Below are 14,963 nucleotides of genomic sequence, written 5' to 3'. Positions count from 1 at the left end.
AACGCGCACCGCTTTCTGGTGCGCGAGCACGCGGCCGAGGCGGGCGTGGAGCCGGAGAGCGTGGTGCTGGAGCCCAGCGCCCGTAACACGGCCCCTGCCATCGCCGTCGCCGCGCTCCTCGCCGCCCGGCGCGATCCCGCTGCCATCCTCGCCATCATGCCGTCCGATCACGTGATCGCGGATGCGGCGGGCTTCGCGGACGCCGTGCGCCGCGCAGCGGAGGTCGCGAGCCGCGGGCGTATTGTCCTCTTCGGTATCGCGCCCACCGAGCCGCACACCGGCTACGGCTACATCCGCAAGGGCAACGCCCTCGCGGAGGGCGCCGAGGGCGCCTTCGAGGTCGACAGCTTCTTCGAGAAGCCGAACGCGGAAACCGCGCAAACCTACCTCGATGATGGGCGCTACCTCTGGAACAGCGGTATCTTCGTCTTCCGGGCCGACACCTATCTGGACGAGCTGGCCCGCCATAACCGCGCCGTGCTGGCCGCGGCACGCGAAGCGCTCGAACATGCGAGCGAGGACTTGGGCTTTCTCCGCCTCGATGCCGCAGCCTTCGCCAAGGCGCCGAGCATCTCCGTCGACTACGCCGTGATGGAGAAGACCGACAAGGCCGCCGTGCTGCCTCTCTCCATCGGCTGGAGCGATCTCGGATCGTGGGCCTCGCTCTGGGATGCCGCGCCCCGCGATACGGACGGCAACTTCATCCAGGGCGACGCGCTGACCGAGGACACCACCGACTGCTACATCCGCAGCGAGAAGGCGCTCATCTCGACGATCGGCGTGAAGGACCTGGTGATCGTGGAGACGCCGGACACCGTGCTGGTGGCTGACAAATCCCGCTCGCAGGACGTCGCGCGCTTCGTCACGCGCCTAAAGGCTGCCGGCCGCAAGGAGCACGAGCAGCATCTCCGCAGCTACCGGCCGTGGGGCTTCTTCGAAACCCTCAACATGGGCCCGCGCTTCCAGGTGAAGCTGCTCCACGTCAAGCCGGGCGGCATCCTCTCCATGCAGATGCACCATCACCGCTCCGAGCACTGGGTCGTGGTGCAAGGCACCGCCCGCGTGACGGTCGACGACACGGAGAAGCTCGTCCGCGAGAAAGAAAGCGTCTACATCGTCGCCACCCAGTGGCACCGGCTCGAAAATCCGGGAAAAGTTCCGCTCGAGCTCATCGAGGTCCAGATCGGCACTTATCTCGGCGAGGACGACATCATCCGCAGCGACGATATCTACAATCGCGGCGACGGCGAAACCGCCTGATGAGCCAGCCGGATTCGTATGGCGGGCCATTCCGGCCACACCCGGCCTAGCCCCTGCCCTCGACTGGGACACAGCGATGTGCTTTCTATCGCCGCTTCCCGTTGCAACCACGACACACGCTGCGATGTCGACGGGATGAGCCCGTGTTGAAGGTGTGCGTCCCGTGCGTTTGATCTGCGTCAGTCCTGCGTTTCGCTTGTCGGCGCTCCTCGCGGTTGCCACGGCCCTTACGGCTGCGGCGTGTCTTCCGGCATCTGCCTCCTCCCTCTCCACATGCACGCAAAGCTATGCGGCCTGGACCCAGGTCCGCGACCGCGCACTCGTCCGTCTTGAAGCAACCCCAACCCTGCTCGGACTGGACAACACCTGGTGCGCAAGGTCGCCGTCGCAAGTCCCGGAGCTCAGGGCACGGCTCAACGCCGTGAAGACGGTCTGCGCCTCGGTCGAAGAGAAAGATCAGCCTCAGGTCACAGACCTCATCGGACGAACGGAAAGCCTTCTCAGCCGAACGCGCGTATGCGCGCCGCCGCCGGCAACCGTGACCCAGCGCGGGGCCTGGGACACCTCCGTGCGCCCAGCCCCTCCATCCGCGCGCAAGGAGACCACACGCAAAACCTTGCCGCCTGCTTCGCCGAGCGTCCCCTCCGAGCTCTCAAAAAGGGGCCCGACCGTCGTCACCGCCCCCGCCAAGATTACGCCCGTCAAAGTCGCGGTACAGGACAAATCCCAAACCAAGGCCAAGCCGTCGGGTCCCGTGGCGGTTGCCGCGTCCCCGTCTCCGCCAGCAGATCGCGCACCGACGGCGGTAATATCAAACACACCGGCCTTACAGCCCTTCTCTGTTGCCGCCGGCCCGGTGGAAACGACCGCGTTCAATGCCGCCCCTCCGGGCCCCGCCGCGCGGCCGGTGACTCCGCCTCAGTCCGCGGGGTCCCCGGCGCAGCACCAGTCGAGCGATCCGGAATGTTTGTCCGTTTTGATGTCATCCTCGACGACCTTCATCGTCGAGAATACCCACTGCTCCTCTGGGATCGTCCTGACTTCGATCGAGCTTGCCGGCGAGGATCAGACGTCGCGGTGCTTCACCAAGAAGATCCGAAGCCAGATCTCGTTGGCGAGCGCGGCCTCCGCGCCCCACATCAATTACCAATGCATCGAGGGAAGCCCCGGCTGCTCGATTGAGGTCCTGCGGGGGATGTTCCCTGAGTGCTATGCTGGATGAAGGGTCGCAACGGAAGCGGCAGCCTTCAGTTGAATGACATTCTTGTTCCCCACCTCCGCCTGCGCTACCAAGCCTCTTTAAAGCCATTTCATGAGCGCTTTTTTGGGGGCTAGCTTCACGTGACGGACAAAACTGCCTTGATTACCGGCGTCACCGGTCAGGACGGCGCCTATCTGGCGCGCCTTCTGCTCGCCAAAGGGTACACGGTCCATGGCGTGAAACGCCGCTCGTCGTCCTTCAATACCGCGCGCGTCGATTCCATTTATGTCGATCCCCATGAAGGCGGCACGCGCTTCTTCATGCACTACGGTGATCTGACCGACGCCACCAATCTCATCCGCCTGGTCCAGGAAACCAAGCCTGACGAGATCTACAATCTCGCTGCCCAAAGCCACGTGCAGGTGAGCTTTGAAACACCCGAGTACACCGCCAATTCCGACGCGCTCGGAACCTTGCGCCTGCTCGAAGCCATCCGCATCCTGGGTCTTGAACAGACGGCGCGCTTTTATCAGGCCTCCACGTCGGAACTCTACGGCAAGGTCCAGGACGTTCCCCAACGGGAAACGACGCCGTTCTATCCGCGTTCCCCGTACGCCGCCGCCAAGCTTTACGCCTACTGGATCACCGTCAACTATCGGGAGGCGTATGGCATGCATGCCTCCAACGGCATTCTGTTCAACCATGAAGGCCCGCTCCGCGGCGAGACGTTCGTAACGCGCAAGATCACGCGCGCGGTCGCCGCCATCGAGCTTGGGCTGCAAAACACGCTCTACCTCGGCAATCTCGATTCCCTGCGTGACTGGGGCCATGCGCGCGATTACGTGGAAGGCATGTGGCTGATGCTGCAGCAGCCCACCGCTGACGACTACGTACTCGCGACCGGCAAGATGCATTCGGTCCGCACGTTCGTCGAGCTGGCCTTTGCCGAGGTCGGCCGCGCAATTGAATGGAAGGGCAGCGGTGTCGACGAGGTCGGGTTCGATGCCGCAACCGGCGAGCCCCGTGTCAGGGTCGATCCCCGCTACTTCCGTCCCACGGAGGTCGACCAGCTCCTGGGAGACGCGACAAAAGCCAAGCAAAAGCTCGGGTGGGAGCCGAAAGTCAGCTTTCAGGAGCTCGTGAGCGAGATGGTACGCTCCGATCTGGACGCCGTCGCGCAAGAGCATCAGCGTAAAGACCGCAGCGCTTTCTAGTTCTCCGGATGACCAGCCGGAAGCTTCATTGGTCCGCCGTGGACGAGGCACAAGACATGAGCGAAACGAACCCTATCCCGTCCCCCCTCTATGCGCTCGCGGGCAAGCGCGTCTGGGTTGCCGGCCACCGCGGGATGGTCGGGTCGGCGATCGTCCGCCGCCTCGCCCGTGAAAACTGTGAAGTCCTCACCGTGAACCGTGCAGATGTGGACCTTCGCCGCCAGACCGACGTGGACGCGTGGATGAAGGCCGCGCGCCCCGAAATAATCTTCCTGGCGGCCGCCAAGGTCGGCGGCATTCTCGCCAACGACACGTTTCCAGCCGAGTTCCTCTACGACAATCTGGCGATCGAGACGAACATCATCCATGCCGCGCATGAGAACGGCGTCGAGAAGCTCCTCTTTCTGGGATCCTCCTGCATCTATCCGAAGTTCGCGACCCAACCTATCGTTGAGGAGGCCCTGCTGACGGGCGCGCTCGAGCCCACCAACGAATGGTACGCCATCGCCAAGATTGCGGGCCTCAAACTCTGCCAGGCTTATCGCCGCCAGCACGGCGCGGACTTCATCTCCGCCATGCCGACCAATCTCTACGGCCCCGGCGACAACTTCGATCTCGCAAGCAGCCACGTCTTGCCGGCTCTCATTCGTAAGGCCCATACGGCGAAAGTGAACGGCGACCGCGAGATCGTGCTCTGGGGGACCGGAACCCCACTGCGCGAGTTCCTGCACGTCGATGACTGCGCAGACGCCTGCGTGCACCTCATAAAAGTCTACAGCGGCGAGAGCCACATCAATGTCGGATCGGGGACGGATCTCTCGATCCTGGAGCTCACCCGCCTCGTCTGTGCGGTCATTGGCTTTACCGGCGACATCACCCACGACCTCTCGAAACCCGACGGAACGCCGCGCAAGCTCATGAGCACCGACCGGTTGCGCGCGCTCGGATGGACGCCCTCCATTTCGCTTGAGGACGGGATCCGCAGGACCTACCGCGATTTCTGTGCAATGAGCGCTTAGACCCAGCATCGGGAATCGCTGATGGCCTTACTCCGGTAGGAGGCACAGCGACACGCGACCCTCTGCGGAACCGTCGGTAGTTTTGACGGTTAGGCCCCTTAAAAAGCAGCAGAAAAGGTTGGCTCTTTCCAAAAGTGTGCTGCCTCGGCACCTTTCACAGGATAACCACGCGTCCGCGTGCCGTTCGCCTTGACCGCAACGCCGGATTGTGCGCCAACTGAGCTATGGTTCGGGATCGCCAGAGGGCAAATGGCGGAAACGGACGTCTCGAGAGAATTTGATTCCGGGCTCGAACGGCTCAACGCGGGGTAACTATGACAGCATCGAAGATGATCTCCCTCACGGGGGGAGTTCGCATTGCGGTTGCCGCCATTGCGGTGATCGGCAGCGCGACGGTGGTAACTGCTCAGTCCAATGAGCAGACGGCGGCCCAACCCCAACAGCAGACCGGCGCGCAAACGGCCGCTCTCTCTGCGGAAGATCAGGCGCTCACCATCGGCCAGATCGTCGAGGCCAACAAAGCCGGCGGCGTCGAGGCTTTGACCAAGGCCCTGTCGCCTCTGATCATCGAGAACCCTGCGCTGGCCGCGACGCTCGTTGACATCGCCAAGAGCAAGCCGGAGCTCGCCGAAACACTGGCGGAAGTTCTGGCCCGTATCCAGAAGGGCCTCAAGGAGCTCGATCCCGAGAAGGCCAAGCAGATTGCAACCATCATCGCGTCTGCCCCTCCCGCCTTCCAGGCCGCCTATGCCGTGGCCCAGAGCCCCGGCGATACCGGAGGAACACAGACGGCCGATGCTGGAAGTACTGCTGGCGGCGGAGCCGGTGCGGCAACCGGCGGCGGTGACGGCGGCGGTGGTGCAGGAGCTGCAGGTGTCGGCTACGGTGGCGGCCTCAGCGGCGGCGGAAGCATCGGCGGCGGCGGTGGAACCGTAAGCCCTGCTTCGCCGTAATAGGATTGTCCTGACGACCCCCCTTGTGCCCGCCCTTAAAGGCGGGCATTTTTTTGCCCAGGCCGGTTCGCTGCAGCCGCGAAAGAAGACGGTTTTCCGCCGGGATTGCTAGAATCAAATGAGATGGTGTGGCCTCACGGCCGCAATGCAATCCCATCGCATTCGTTTGTCCCCTGAGAACTTGACCCCATCCACAACATCTGTTTGCAATGGCTACCAGGACGTGTGGGGCGATGGGAACGTCGCAACCAGCATTCTGATTGCACTTAGTAAGTTTATGCGGCGTACAGAGTGAGGTCGTTTAATGGACCGTGTAGTGCGTAGCGGCGGCATGTTCCGCCCTGTTGGCTTGGCAATTGCGCTGAGTCTGTCTCTGGCCGGCGGAGTGGCCTTTGCCCAATCCGCAGCCCCCGGTACGGTCACCAACCTGATCGTGGCCAACCTCGACAAGCCGAAAGCCATCTGCAAGTCCGTGGCCCCGGTGGTCGCAAGCTCGCCGGGCTCGTTCGGCGAGGTCATCAGCGCTTCGCAGACCTATCCCGAGCTGCTCGAGCCTTTGGGCGAGTGCTGCGCGGTCATCCAGAAATCGCTGAAGAAGAACGACCCGGAAGCGGCCAAGACCGTGTCCGACATCCTCGTCTCCGGTCCAGCCGCCTTCCAGGCGGTGTGCGCGGTCTCCCTTGCCGACAGCGGCGGCACGCAGGTCATTGCCTCGTCGGCTGGGACAGACGGCGGAAGCGGGACCTCAGGTGTGGGCTACGGTGGCGGCCTTCCCGGCGGCGGCGGTATCGGTGGCGGTGGTGGCGTCGTCAGCCCCTCGGCTCCCTAGCCCTCTGGGCTCGACATCATCGTGTCGCAGATCTATGCGAGGCTAGCCGCCATCGGTTGGCCTCAAGTTTTTTACTTGATAGCTACCGAGGTAAAATATCGCCCGGGAGAATACTGGGTTTAGTGCAAATTATGCTGCCTTGTCAGAGGGCTGGTCATTGATCAATGTAGCGCAACATGATTGGGCGGTGCATTCAGACGGGGAGAAGCGCGGGGATGAAGACGGGGGAAAGCATGCCGAAATCCCATTGGCTTGTCGTCAACACCCACGCTCATCGCGAGAAGTTGGCGATCGAGAACCTCCAGCGCCAGAACTTCCAGAGCTACTGTCCCCTGATGCGGAAGCGGCTGCGCGGGAGAACGGGGCCGCGAGAGGTTCTACGCCCGTTGTTCCCGAGCTACCTTTTCGTGCGTGTCACTCCGGACAAGTCGCAATGGCGCCCCGTGCTTTCGACCTATGGTGTTCGGAAGGTCGTCCGCTTCGGCGATGATGTGCCCTATCTCGATGCGCGCTTCGTCGAGACGCTGCAGGCGCGCGAGATCGACGGCGCCATCGTCAAGCCGCGCGAGCCCTACGCCCCGGGCCAGGACATCCGCATCGTTTCCGGACCGTTCGACGGATTGATTGCGAAGATCATCGACGTCCGGGAAAACGACCGGCTCGTGATCCTGATGGACCTCCTAGGCCAGTCCGTGCGCGGGCGCATTCACGCCGACCAGGTCAGTCCGCTGGGGGCGAACTGACGAGGTTCGTATCGGCTCCTTGGCGCGCCGGGCCTTCCAGCTCCTGCAGCACCGCGTTCCAACGCGCGACGGCGATCGTCTTGTCATAGTGTGCCTCGAAGGCCGCCCGCGCCCGGGCGCCCATCTCAGACCCGCGTCTCGGATTGGCGCTGAGATCAAGCAGGGTACGCGCCAGAGCGGCGCCGTCACCTTCCGGGATCGATGTCCCACAATCGTGTCTGCGCAGCACGCGCGCGATTTCACCGTCGACGTCGCCAATGAAAACTGTCGGCCGGCCCGCAGCGGCCACGCCATAGAACTTGCTGGGCACGATCAGCCCCTCGAGCTCCGGGCGCAGCGTCACGAGATGAACGTCCGCCGCCGAAAGGCTTTCCGACAAGCGCTCGCGTGGCTGATAGGGCTCGAAGCGAACCGATTTGAGACCGCGGGCAGTCACCTCGCGCCGAAACCTCTCGAACTGAGCTCCCCCCCCGATAAAGAGCCAGATGATGGGTCGCTGCTGCCCCCAGACATGGCTTTCCGCTAGCGGAGGAAGTGCCTTTTCCTCGATTAGCGTGGTCGCATCGATAAAGGTTTGATACTCGTGGGCGCGGCCGAGATTGCCGGAGTAGCCAACAACGAAAGTATTCTCGAGCTTCCAATCCCGTCTCAGCGGGTTATCGGCCACCTCCAGCGGGCGGATGAGTGATCCATCTGCCCAGTTTGGGATGACGGAAATTTGCTCTCTTGGAACACCGAGGTTGGCAAGCCGCTGCGCCATGAGTTCGCCGATCGCGATGGTGTAGGTCGAGGATTGAAGCGATCGGTTGCGCAGCCGTGCAAGCAGCCCATACCCGATCCTGGATAGTCGCCCCCGCCCCAGGCCAAGAGCCGAGGCCACCTCGGGGAAGACATCTTGCAGCCAGTTGACGAGCTTGGCCCGGCGCAGTTTCGCAATTGGGGCGACCAGGATCGAAAGCATCGGTGGATCAGTTTTAGCGACAATGACATCGCCTTTGCGGGCCAGTCGCCACAGACGCCACGTCGCCGAAAGGTAGAAGGTCGCATAGTCGACGGCACGGCCGACCAAGTTGGAGCGCCCGAAGCGGGACGTCCACACACGGTGGACTTCGACGCCATTTATGACCTCGCGGGGAGGTAGGCGCTCGTTGGTATCCTCGTAACGCTGCCTAGACGTAATCACGACGATGCGTCGGCCGCCCCTCGCAAGTTCGAACGCGAGATCCGATAGAATCTGCGACGTCGCCGAGTGGTCGGGATGGAAGAAGCGATTAAGAAAAATAGTGATAGGGGGTGAGCTAGACACTAATGTTGGTTTCTCAGGAAAAACGCTCAGCAAGAGGGGCTATTGGGCGTGATGTCGCTCACGGGCCCGTTCGCCGGCCGAGTGGCCTGCTGGCCCTCCGCGGTACCGGCGCACGAGCGCCGGACGGCCTTTCCGCCCAAGCCGCTGAGCTTGCTCCTAACGCCTCTTCAGATGCAGAGGATCAGATTAACCACATTGGGTTCGTTTTGCAGAAATACGCACGAAGCCATGCTGCCAAGCGCCTTACATACTCAACAACCGGCTCACGGGATCACCACGCCCACGGTTCGCACCCTCGCCACAGATTGATTTCTTGTCCCGATCCTTTTTTGACTGCCTTAGATCCTCCAAGGCCTGCCTGATCTGCCTCGCGAGATGCGCCTCGTGACGGGCCAACTTAGTGAGCAGATCACCTCGAGACAGCATAGCTTCAAGCGCGCGGCCACAAAGGCGATACTCGTAACGCTCGCCATCTGCCCGAGAGTCGACGAAAACGCCGCGGTTGTCCTGATCAGGACAGTGCTCGCTCAGCTGGGTATCGTGCATTCTGTGCTGCTGGTAGGCGATCCAAACTCTCCGGCCACTCAATGCGCATCGGCGCTGCCCAGGACATGCTGGTCGCCGGCTTTGACTCGTTCGCGATCATGCAGGCGGGTGGGTGGAAATCAGCGAACGTGGTGCTGAGGTATGTGGAGAATGCGTCGACGAAGGAGTTGCATGAGAGGAGGTGGGAACTGATTTCAGGACGCTTGCGCACATGCACTTGACATGGGCGTTGTCCATAAAATGACTGCCTGCCCCTCTAGCAGGCCAGCGACTGCTTGCACTCTTACAGAACCCGTGGGCCCAACCGGCAGACGCCGTGAAGTCAATGCATCGCGTGGGTTCTGATATTCAGCGCCTCAGACTTGCGTCGCAGTAAACCGACCGATAGCACTCGCACTGATATCGAAACGAGTACTCTGTGTTCAAAGACGCAAACAGAATGGGTCAACGCGCATGCAATGCGTTGCGCGCCGCAGTTGCTCTGTTTCCAACCGTCCGCGCCGGATTGCCAACGACAATTAGCCAAGGGTCAACTGATCGGGTTGCCACGCATCGCGCTCCGACCACAGCACCTTCGCCAATCCTCACGCCCGGACCGACAAACGCGTCGGCGGCGATCCAGGCGTGCGCGCCGATCTCTATTGGCGCGACCATTAGCTCGAATTCACCCTGCAGATCATGTGTGGCGGTGCATAGATGCGCATGCTGGCTAACGATCGCTTCCCGGGCAATGCGGATAGCCGCGACATTGTAAAGCTTGCAATCCCAACCGATGGTGGCGTCAATCTCTACTTCGAGATTCCATGGCGCCCAAACCCGCACTGACGGATAGATGACCGCACCCGAACCAATCTTGGCACCGAACAACCGCAACACCTGTCTTCGCCAGGCATGCAGCGGCGTCGGCGTGAAACGGAAAAATACAAAGTGGACCAGGTGCCAAGTCAAGCGCGCGAATTTATTTGCACGGGAAGGCCGCGCCATACGATGCAGGGGAGTATGGGGAATCGCCGATGAGGACTCTTTATCTTGTTGCATGACGTACGCCGTGAGCCCCCATGGCTTGACCTGTAGTAACTTGTTGGCGGCGGATTGCTCGGTGCACGCGTGAATGTTGTTCCGCCATTCGGGCTAGGGCCATACCGCAGCCTACCAGCGACCAGAAAAAGGGTGACGCTGGGGCAGCGGGCGCGACAAACCAAGCTTCGAATTGCGAGTTGACGATCAAGCCCAAAGACGTTCCAATCACCAGACCAATTTGCGCGCGAAGCGTGCCGTTTGGTAACCGCGCTGCCGCACGCATAAGGCGGATGAAAAAACTGGCAATCATCAACACGTAGAGCACCAAGCCGATTTGGCCGAGTTCCTCCAAGATGGCGAGAACCGTATTCCCTTTCTCGCGACCATAGTCGGCAGCAGAAAATCCGCCAATATATTCTGTAATGCCGGCCGACACGCCATAGCCAACACCCATCAAATCGCCTTCTTCAGCGCCCGCTAGAGATTCCTCCCAAACACCGCGCCGGGAATAAAAAACATCGCCGCTTTCTTCGGTGCCCTTCGCGACTATTCCCCATACTCTGCTTCCCAAGTCAGGAACATTCAAAACTACCACGGCGCCGGTCAGTAAGACGAGACCCAAGACGGCCGCATATCGACCAAGGCCCGTGTAGTAAAGGTATGTGGCCCCGGCGACGCCAACGGCGAGGATACTGCTGCGGGCTCCGGTAAGCAGCAACACGGCCAGTACTGAGCCCAGCGTAAGGTAAGCGATCATGCGCCGCCGCATCTTACCTAGGTAGTTGCAGTGGAAATACCAAACCGTCCAAGGCACCGACATAAGCACCAGTATACCAAGAAGATTTGGGTTGTAGGCTAAGCCACGATACAGAACCATACTGCCAGTATCGAGAGCCGCCTCTGCGAGGCCAGCGCCCAAAACGCCCGTCACCACTACAAGAAGCGTCATGCCTGCGAAGACGCTGAATGCGTGTTCCGCCAACGCCTTATGTGCCCAAGCGTAACCAGCAGAGATAAAGGTCACCGTTACAAAGACCTGGAGTATTGCCTTCGGCGCTGACAGAGCCGGCACCTGCGACCATAGAACAGTTGCGAAAATCCAGCCCAGATAGACTAGAGTCGCAAGGCCAAATGCGCCAGTCAGCCCCCGCCCAAGATAACCGCGTGTCGATAGGAAAAATAGAAATATAAGAAGCCAAACAAACCGCATCGTACTGTTAAATGCAGTGCCCAAATAGCGAATATCGACAGCAGCAAAAGCTATCAGTGTTAGCGCAAACAACAACAGAAACAACCAATCGAGCTTGCTCCCTTTCTTCGCGTTGTGCAGACGGCGCGGCTTTGTGGCTAAATTTATCATACGTTGCCTTGCTATCTTGAAGGGTTCGCTACGTCCGCGGCGACGTCCCGGGTCCCGGCGCGGCGAACGCACGCCGCCAAATATCTGCAATCTTCCCAGCTTGATTCTCGATGGTCCACTCAGAGATCAGCTCGCTGGCAGCCGCCACCAAACGGCGCCGTGCGCTTGGATCAAGAGCGAAACGTGTTATAGATTCAGCCAGTCGGTCGGGAGCACAGGCTGGGACCACCAGTGCCGTGTCGTCGCGGAGGAGGTCGCCGGCGCAGCCAAAAATATCTGTGGCGATGACTGGCGCACCAACCGCCATCGCCTCATTGACCACTAGGCCCCAATTGTCGAAACGCGAGGGTGCCACGACAAAGTCCGCCGCGGCATAGGCACGCCAGACGTCGTCGCCGCTGAGGCGCCCGACCTGATGGATACTTGGATCCACTGCCGCCGCCGAGGCGATCCTGTCGCGCAACTCCCCGTCTCCAGCGATCACAAGTTGCATACCGCGCACCTGCGAGGTCACTCTCGGCCAAGCCACAAGCAAATCCTCGATGCCCTTCAACGAAACCAGCCGCCCGATGAACAGGGCCACCGTCGCGTCGCGCGCGATGCCGAAGCGTTCGCGGAAGGTCGCGCCAGCAGTGGGCTCGCTCGCAAGGAACTGACGGATACTGGTAACGTCGACGGTCATCTGAACCGCAGTCATCTTGTTATCCGGCACGCCGAAGCCGCGCAAATAAGCTGCCTGCCTGTTTCCGCCAGGGGCGAAGTGAGTGACCATTTTGAATAGATGCGGATAGGCGATGCTTTTGACCGCGCCACGCCAGCACGACGGCGTTCCGCGCCAGGTATCAAGATCGACAACCACCGGCAAGCCGCACGCATCGCCGATCAGGATCGCGGCGAGCGAGGGCGGTGCGCTCCAGCCCGCCACATGCAGTAGGTCTGGCCGCGTCTCCCGAATGCGGCGATGTATGGCGCGCATAGCATTGAGCCGACCCTTGGGCAACACTTCATGTGGAAAGCTTCGCGCGTCGAGTTCCCATTTCTGGGTGAGCGCGCGGTTCATGAACACCACATCAATTTCGCCCGGCCAGATTGCGCGTAACGCCCTCGCGAGATCGAGCATGTAGCCCGCCGGCTCGATGCGGAAGAGCAAGACTCGAGGTGCCTTCTTACTCACGGCGCACGCCAATTCGCGAGCCGACAAGGCTATCGGTTTTGCTATCCGCGTCGCTAGAGGCGCCTCCAAGGATCGCCGCGCCGACACCGGTTTTTGCCATGACTTTGCGAGAGCCGAGCTCCGACAAATGGCCAGCGTCCCTATAAAGCGGCACACCGTCGATTTCAGTGCGGCAGATAGCGTCGTCGCAGAGATAGTCAGCGAGATTGACAAGCCGGACCCCGGTCTTCGCGGCGACCTCCTTTAGCACGCTGTCTACATGGGCGCGAAAATCGCGGGCGGCTGAGGCGGAGAGCTGGCAATCACGGTTAGGGCCGAATATTGGCGCGCCGGTCGCTTTCCGCTCGTAGCACAGTCCGATGTCGAAGCCAGTCGCCGGCGTCGGCCCGACGATGACGACTTCTTTGCCGAGCGCCTGAATGCGCTCGATCGTCTCCCGAAACTGGCCAATAATTGCGGACCGTTTGTCTATCTGCTCCACGTAGCCGTCTCGTTCGGTTTTTATAAGCGCGGCGGCGTTGTTCCGTGTGTACTGCGCGTAAACGGAGCCCAGCACCACGCGGTTGATATTCGGATGCTCAGAGAGGAAACTCAATACGCTCTGATTGAAAGCGATGCAGCCAATGCTCCAGTCACGCGGATACGGAATGGTGGGCCAAGCCGGCGCCACGTCCACGATCGGGCCGCACAAAGACTTTGTTGCCTGCCAAAGGCCGCCACCCCGCAAGCCGCGACCTTGGTTTCTGCCTCAAAGGCCCGCCTGAGAGCAATGCGCCGGTCGCTAGGTCGCTCAAGCAGCGCACGGGCTGCTCCGGCAAACCGATCCGCATCGTCCGCGGTTGCGAGGAGCGGCACGTTGGCGTCCTGATAGCGCTGTGCCAGCGACCTCAGCTTGTGATTGACGCCGATTACTGCGAACGGTGTTTGGTTGATCACGCTGAAGACGCCTGCGTGAAAGCGAGAGGTTAGGATCGCGTCATGCTCAGCTAGGCTGCGCGCACGGCAAAACTCCGCCGAGGCCGGATCCCTGACCCAAATGAACTCCATTCGGCGCAATAGCTCGGTCACACGCGCTCGCTCGCCTGCTCGGCGGCTTGCCAAATGTCTTGAATGATGCGATCCGGCCGCACGCGGTCGGCCATGCGCTCACGCGCGTCTTGGCGCGCGCGCGCGGCCTCCTGCCGGTAGCGCTCATCCAAGCTGCGCTCGAGCGCCGCCTCGATCTCATCCTCCGAGTCGTTCGCCGCGAACAAGCCGAACTCATGACATTCGATCAGGTCGCGCACCGCGCCGACTGAAGGCGACAGCGCCAGTAGCGGCCGGCCGACCTCCACATAGTCGATCAGCTTGCTCGGAAGAAACACGCCGCGCTCGCACGGCGCCTCGATGAGGACTAGCAGATCGGCTTCGGCGAGGCGCTCCAGGCAATCCAGAAAGGGCATCCCGGTGATCTTGCGGATGACACCGGTCAGTCCGAATTCGGCGGCTACAGCCTCGAAGGCCGGATCCAACTGCCCGATAATCTCGATCTCACAGCGGATCTCCGGACATCGTTTGGCGACTTTGGCAAAGGCTTTGAAGAGCAAGGTCGGGTCTCGCTCCCTCGACAGATTTCCAGCGTGGCAGATCCGAAAGCGCGATGGATCCGCCGGCGCAGCTGCCGAGCCTGGCCGCCAGCCCATGCCGATATGCGGGATGATCAAACCGCGCCGCAGCATCGGCGTATCCGCTGTGTCCAGGCCGAGCGGCTCGGCCAGGTAATCGCGAAGCTGCTCCGACGGAAAGGTGTTGACGTCGGCCGTCGTGGCGGCGGCGCGCAGATAGCGATCCTTCAAGAGCCGCTGCAGTGGCGGCACCGGATAACAATAGGGCGGTGGGAAGCGATGGCTAGGAGGGTCGTTCCAATTGGCGATCCAGACCGGTGCGGCGTCGCCGAGCCTGCGGCGAAACAACATTGCCGGAAGATGCGCAATGCAGGAAGTCGAGCGCGACAGCGCCAAGTCGAACGGCTGTTCGCGATGCAGCTCGAGCGCGGCGCGTGCGGCCCGGTCGGCCCATGAAGCGGAGCCGATCGGGTGGCCGGTTCGGATCGCGCCGAGCAAGCGCGCCGCATTGCCAGCCAAGCCGCTGCGCTGATGGTCGGGTGGGTCCCGCCGCACCGCCTCGAGACGTGACCACGGCTCGCCCCAGCCTGACGAATAGACTTTACCGCCGCCGGGGGCCGCGAATACGACGACCTCCCAGCCGGCGTCAAGCATGGCGAGGGCAAGCTTGCTGTTGACCAGTGCCTCCGAGAAAAAGCTCGGCGCGAAAGCCGGTGCGAACATCAGCACGCGTG

The 14,963-nt window shown here is 61.8% G+C and carries 13 protein-coding genes and 1 pseudogene; 7 read left to right on the top strand and 7 right to left on the bottom strand.

Translation table 11 applies throughout. From position 1 onward, the window contains the following. The 6 genes from F812_RS0103975 to nusG form a co-directional block, all read left to right on the top strand. On the top strand, window positions 1-1,260 hold a 1,260-nt coding region (locus tag F812_RS0103975; RefSeq protein ID WP_020084666.1), incomplete at its 5' end, for a mannose-1-phosphate guanylyltransferase/mannose-6-phosphate isomerase. A 1,341-nt stretch (window positions 1,261-2,601) separates the two neighbouring features. Further along, on the top strand, window positions 2,602-3,675 hold the full coding sequence (gene gmd / locus F812_RS0103960) for a GDP-mannose 4,6-dehydratase (RefSeq protein WP_020084663.1): 1,074 nt from the start codon (window positions 2,602-2,604) through the stop codon (window positions 3,673-3,675). A 56-nt stretch (window positions 3,676-3,731) separates the two neighbouring features. Next, window positions 3,732-4,694, top strand: a complete 963-nt coding sequence (fcl, locus tag F812_RS22480; protein WP_198011129.1) for a GDP-L-fucose synthase — start codon at window positions 3,732-3,734, stop codon at window positions 4,692-4,694. 314 nt (window positions 4,695-5,008) lie between these two features. Further along, window positions 5,009-5,647: a hypothetical protein gene (locus F812_RS25235; RefSeq protein ID WP_020084661.1), complete on the top strand. Its 639-nt coding sequence runs from the start codon at window positions 5,009-5,011 to the stop codon at window positions 5,645-5,647. A 304-nt stretch (window positions 5,648-5,951) separates the two neighbouring features. Continuing rightward, a complete protein-coding gene (locus tag F812_RS0103945; RefSeq protein ID WP_156827216.1) occupies window positions 5,952-6,476 on the top strand; it encodes a hypothetical protein in 525 nt (174 codons plus the stop codon). A gap of 233 nt (window positions 6,477-6,709) precedes the next feature. Further along, window positions 6,710-7,219, top strand: coding sequence for a transcription termination/antitermination protein NusG (gene nusG, locus F812_RS0103940; protein ID WP_198011128.1), 510 nt, complete (start codon window positions 6,710-6,712; stop codon window positions 7,217-7,219). Here the strand turns inward: nusG and F812_RS22470 are convergent. Further along, window positions 7,197-8,525: a glycosyltransferase family 4 protein gene (locus F812_RS22470; RefSeq protein ID WP_245257628.1), complete on the bottom strand. Its 1,329-nt coding sequence runs from the start codon at window positions 8,523-8,525 to the stop codon at window positions 7,197-7,199. The genes nusG and F812_RS22470 overlap by 23 nt on opposite strands. Window positions 8,526-8,998: 473 nt before the next feature. On the opposite strand from F812_RS22470, the gene F812_RS27100 reads away from it, so the two are divergent. After that, window positions 8,999-9,292, top strand: coding sequence for a tyrosine-type recombinase/integrase (locus F812_RS27100; protein WP_083929055.1), 294 nt, complete (start codon window positions 8,999-9,001; stop codon window positions 9,290-9,292). Between the two features lie 223 nt (window positions 9,293-9,515). On the opposite strand, the gene F812_RS25915 is transcribed toward F812_RS27100, so the two are convergent. From F812_RS25915 to F812_RS0103900, 6 genes and pseudogenes are all read right to left on the bottom strand, one after another. Further along, window positions 9,516-10,109 (bottom strand): LbetaH domain-containing protein, encoded by a 594-nt coding sequence (locus F812_RS25915; protein ID WP_083929054.1) that lies wholly within the window; start codon window positions 10,107-10,109, stop codon window positions 9,516-9,518. Continuing rightward, window positions 10,096-11,451: an O-antigen ligase family protein gene (locus F812_RS0103920; RefSeq protein WP_020084655.1), complete on the bottom strand. Its 1,356-nt coding sequence runs from the start codon at window positions 11,449-11,451 to the stop codon at window positions 10,096-10,098. The genes F812_RS25915 and F812_RS0103920 overlap by 14 nt, the downstream gene beginning before the upstream one ends. Window positions 11,452-11,479: 28 nt before the next feature. Next, window positions 11,480-12,625 (bottom strand): glycosyltransferase family 4 protein, encoded by a 1,146-nt coding sequence (locus tag F812_RS0103915; protein WP_156827214.1) that lies wholly within the window; start codon window positions 12,623-12,625, stop codon window positions 11,480-11,482. Then, entirely contained in the window at window positions 12,618-13,352 is a 735-nt protein-coding gene (locus F812_RS22465) for an SGNH hydrolase domain-containing protein (RefSeq protein WP_280647552.1), read from the bottom strand. Before F812_RS22465 ends, F812_RS0103915 begins: the two co-directional genes overlap by 8 nt. Window positions 13,353-13,534: 182 nt before the next feature. After that, a pseudogene (locus F812_RS27255) lies at window positions 13,535-13,672 on the bottom strand (hypothetical protein); the annotation flags it as partial. A gap of 17 nt (window positions 13,673-13,689) precedes the next feature. Then, the gene (locus tag F812_RS0103900; protein ID WP_020084651.1) at window positions 13,690-14,952 is read right to left on the bottom strand and encodes a glycosyltransferase; all 1,263 of its coding nucleotides are present in this window, start codon (window positions 14,950-14,952) and stop codon (window positions 13,690-13,692) included. Window positions 14,953-14,963: the final 11 nt, after the last annotated feature.

The sequence above is a fragment of the Hyphomicrobium zavarzinii ATCC 27496 genome (assembly GCF_000383415.1).
Lineage (GTDB): Bacteria > Pseudomonadota > Alphaproteobacteria > Rhizobiales > Hyphomicrobiaceae > Hyphomicrobium_C > Hyphomicrobium_C zavarzinii.
Note: the sequence above shows the minus strand (reverse complement) of the source record. Positions and strands in the feature narration are given on the sequence as shown.

Bases quoted from the DNA above. Each gene is read 5' to 3' on its own strand.
- F812_RS0103945 (WP_156827216.1), top strand. From the start codon at position 5,952: ATGGACCGTGTAGTGCGTAGCGGCGGCATGTTCCGCCCTGTTGGCTTG.
- nusG (WP_198011128.1), top strand. From the start codon at position 6,710: ATGCCGAAATCCCATTGGCTTGTCGTCAACACCCACGCTCATCGCGAG.
- F812_RS0103920 (WP_020084655.1), bottom strand. From the start codon at position 11,451: ATGATAAATTTAGCCACAAAGCCGCGCCGTCTGCACAACGCGAAGAAA.
- F812_RS25235 (WP_020084661.1), top strand. From the start codon at position 5,009: ATGACAGCATCGAAGATGATCTCCCTCACGGGGGGAGTTCGCATTGCG.
- fcl (WP_198011129.1), top strand. From the start codon at position 3,732: ATGAGCGAAACGAACCCTATCCCGTCCCCCCTCTATGCGCTCGCGGGC.
- F812_RS0103900 (WP_020084651.1), bottom strand. From the start codon at position 14,952: ATGTTCGCACCGGCTTTCGCGCCGAGCTTTTTCTCGGAGGCACTGGTC.
- F812_RS25915 (WP_083929054.1), bottom strand. From the start codon at position 10,109: ATGCAACAAGATAAAGAGTCCTCATCGGCGATTCCCCATACTCCCCTG.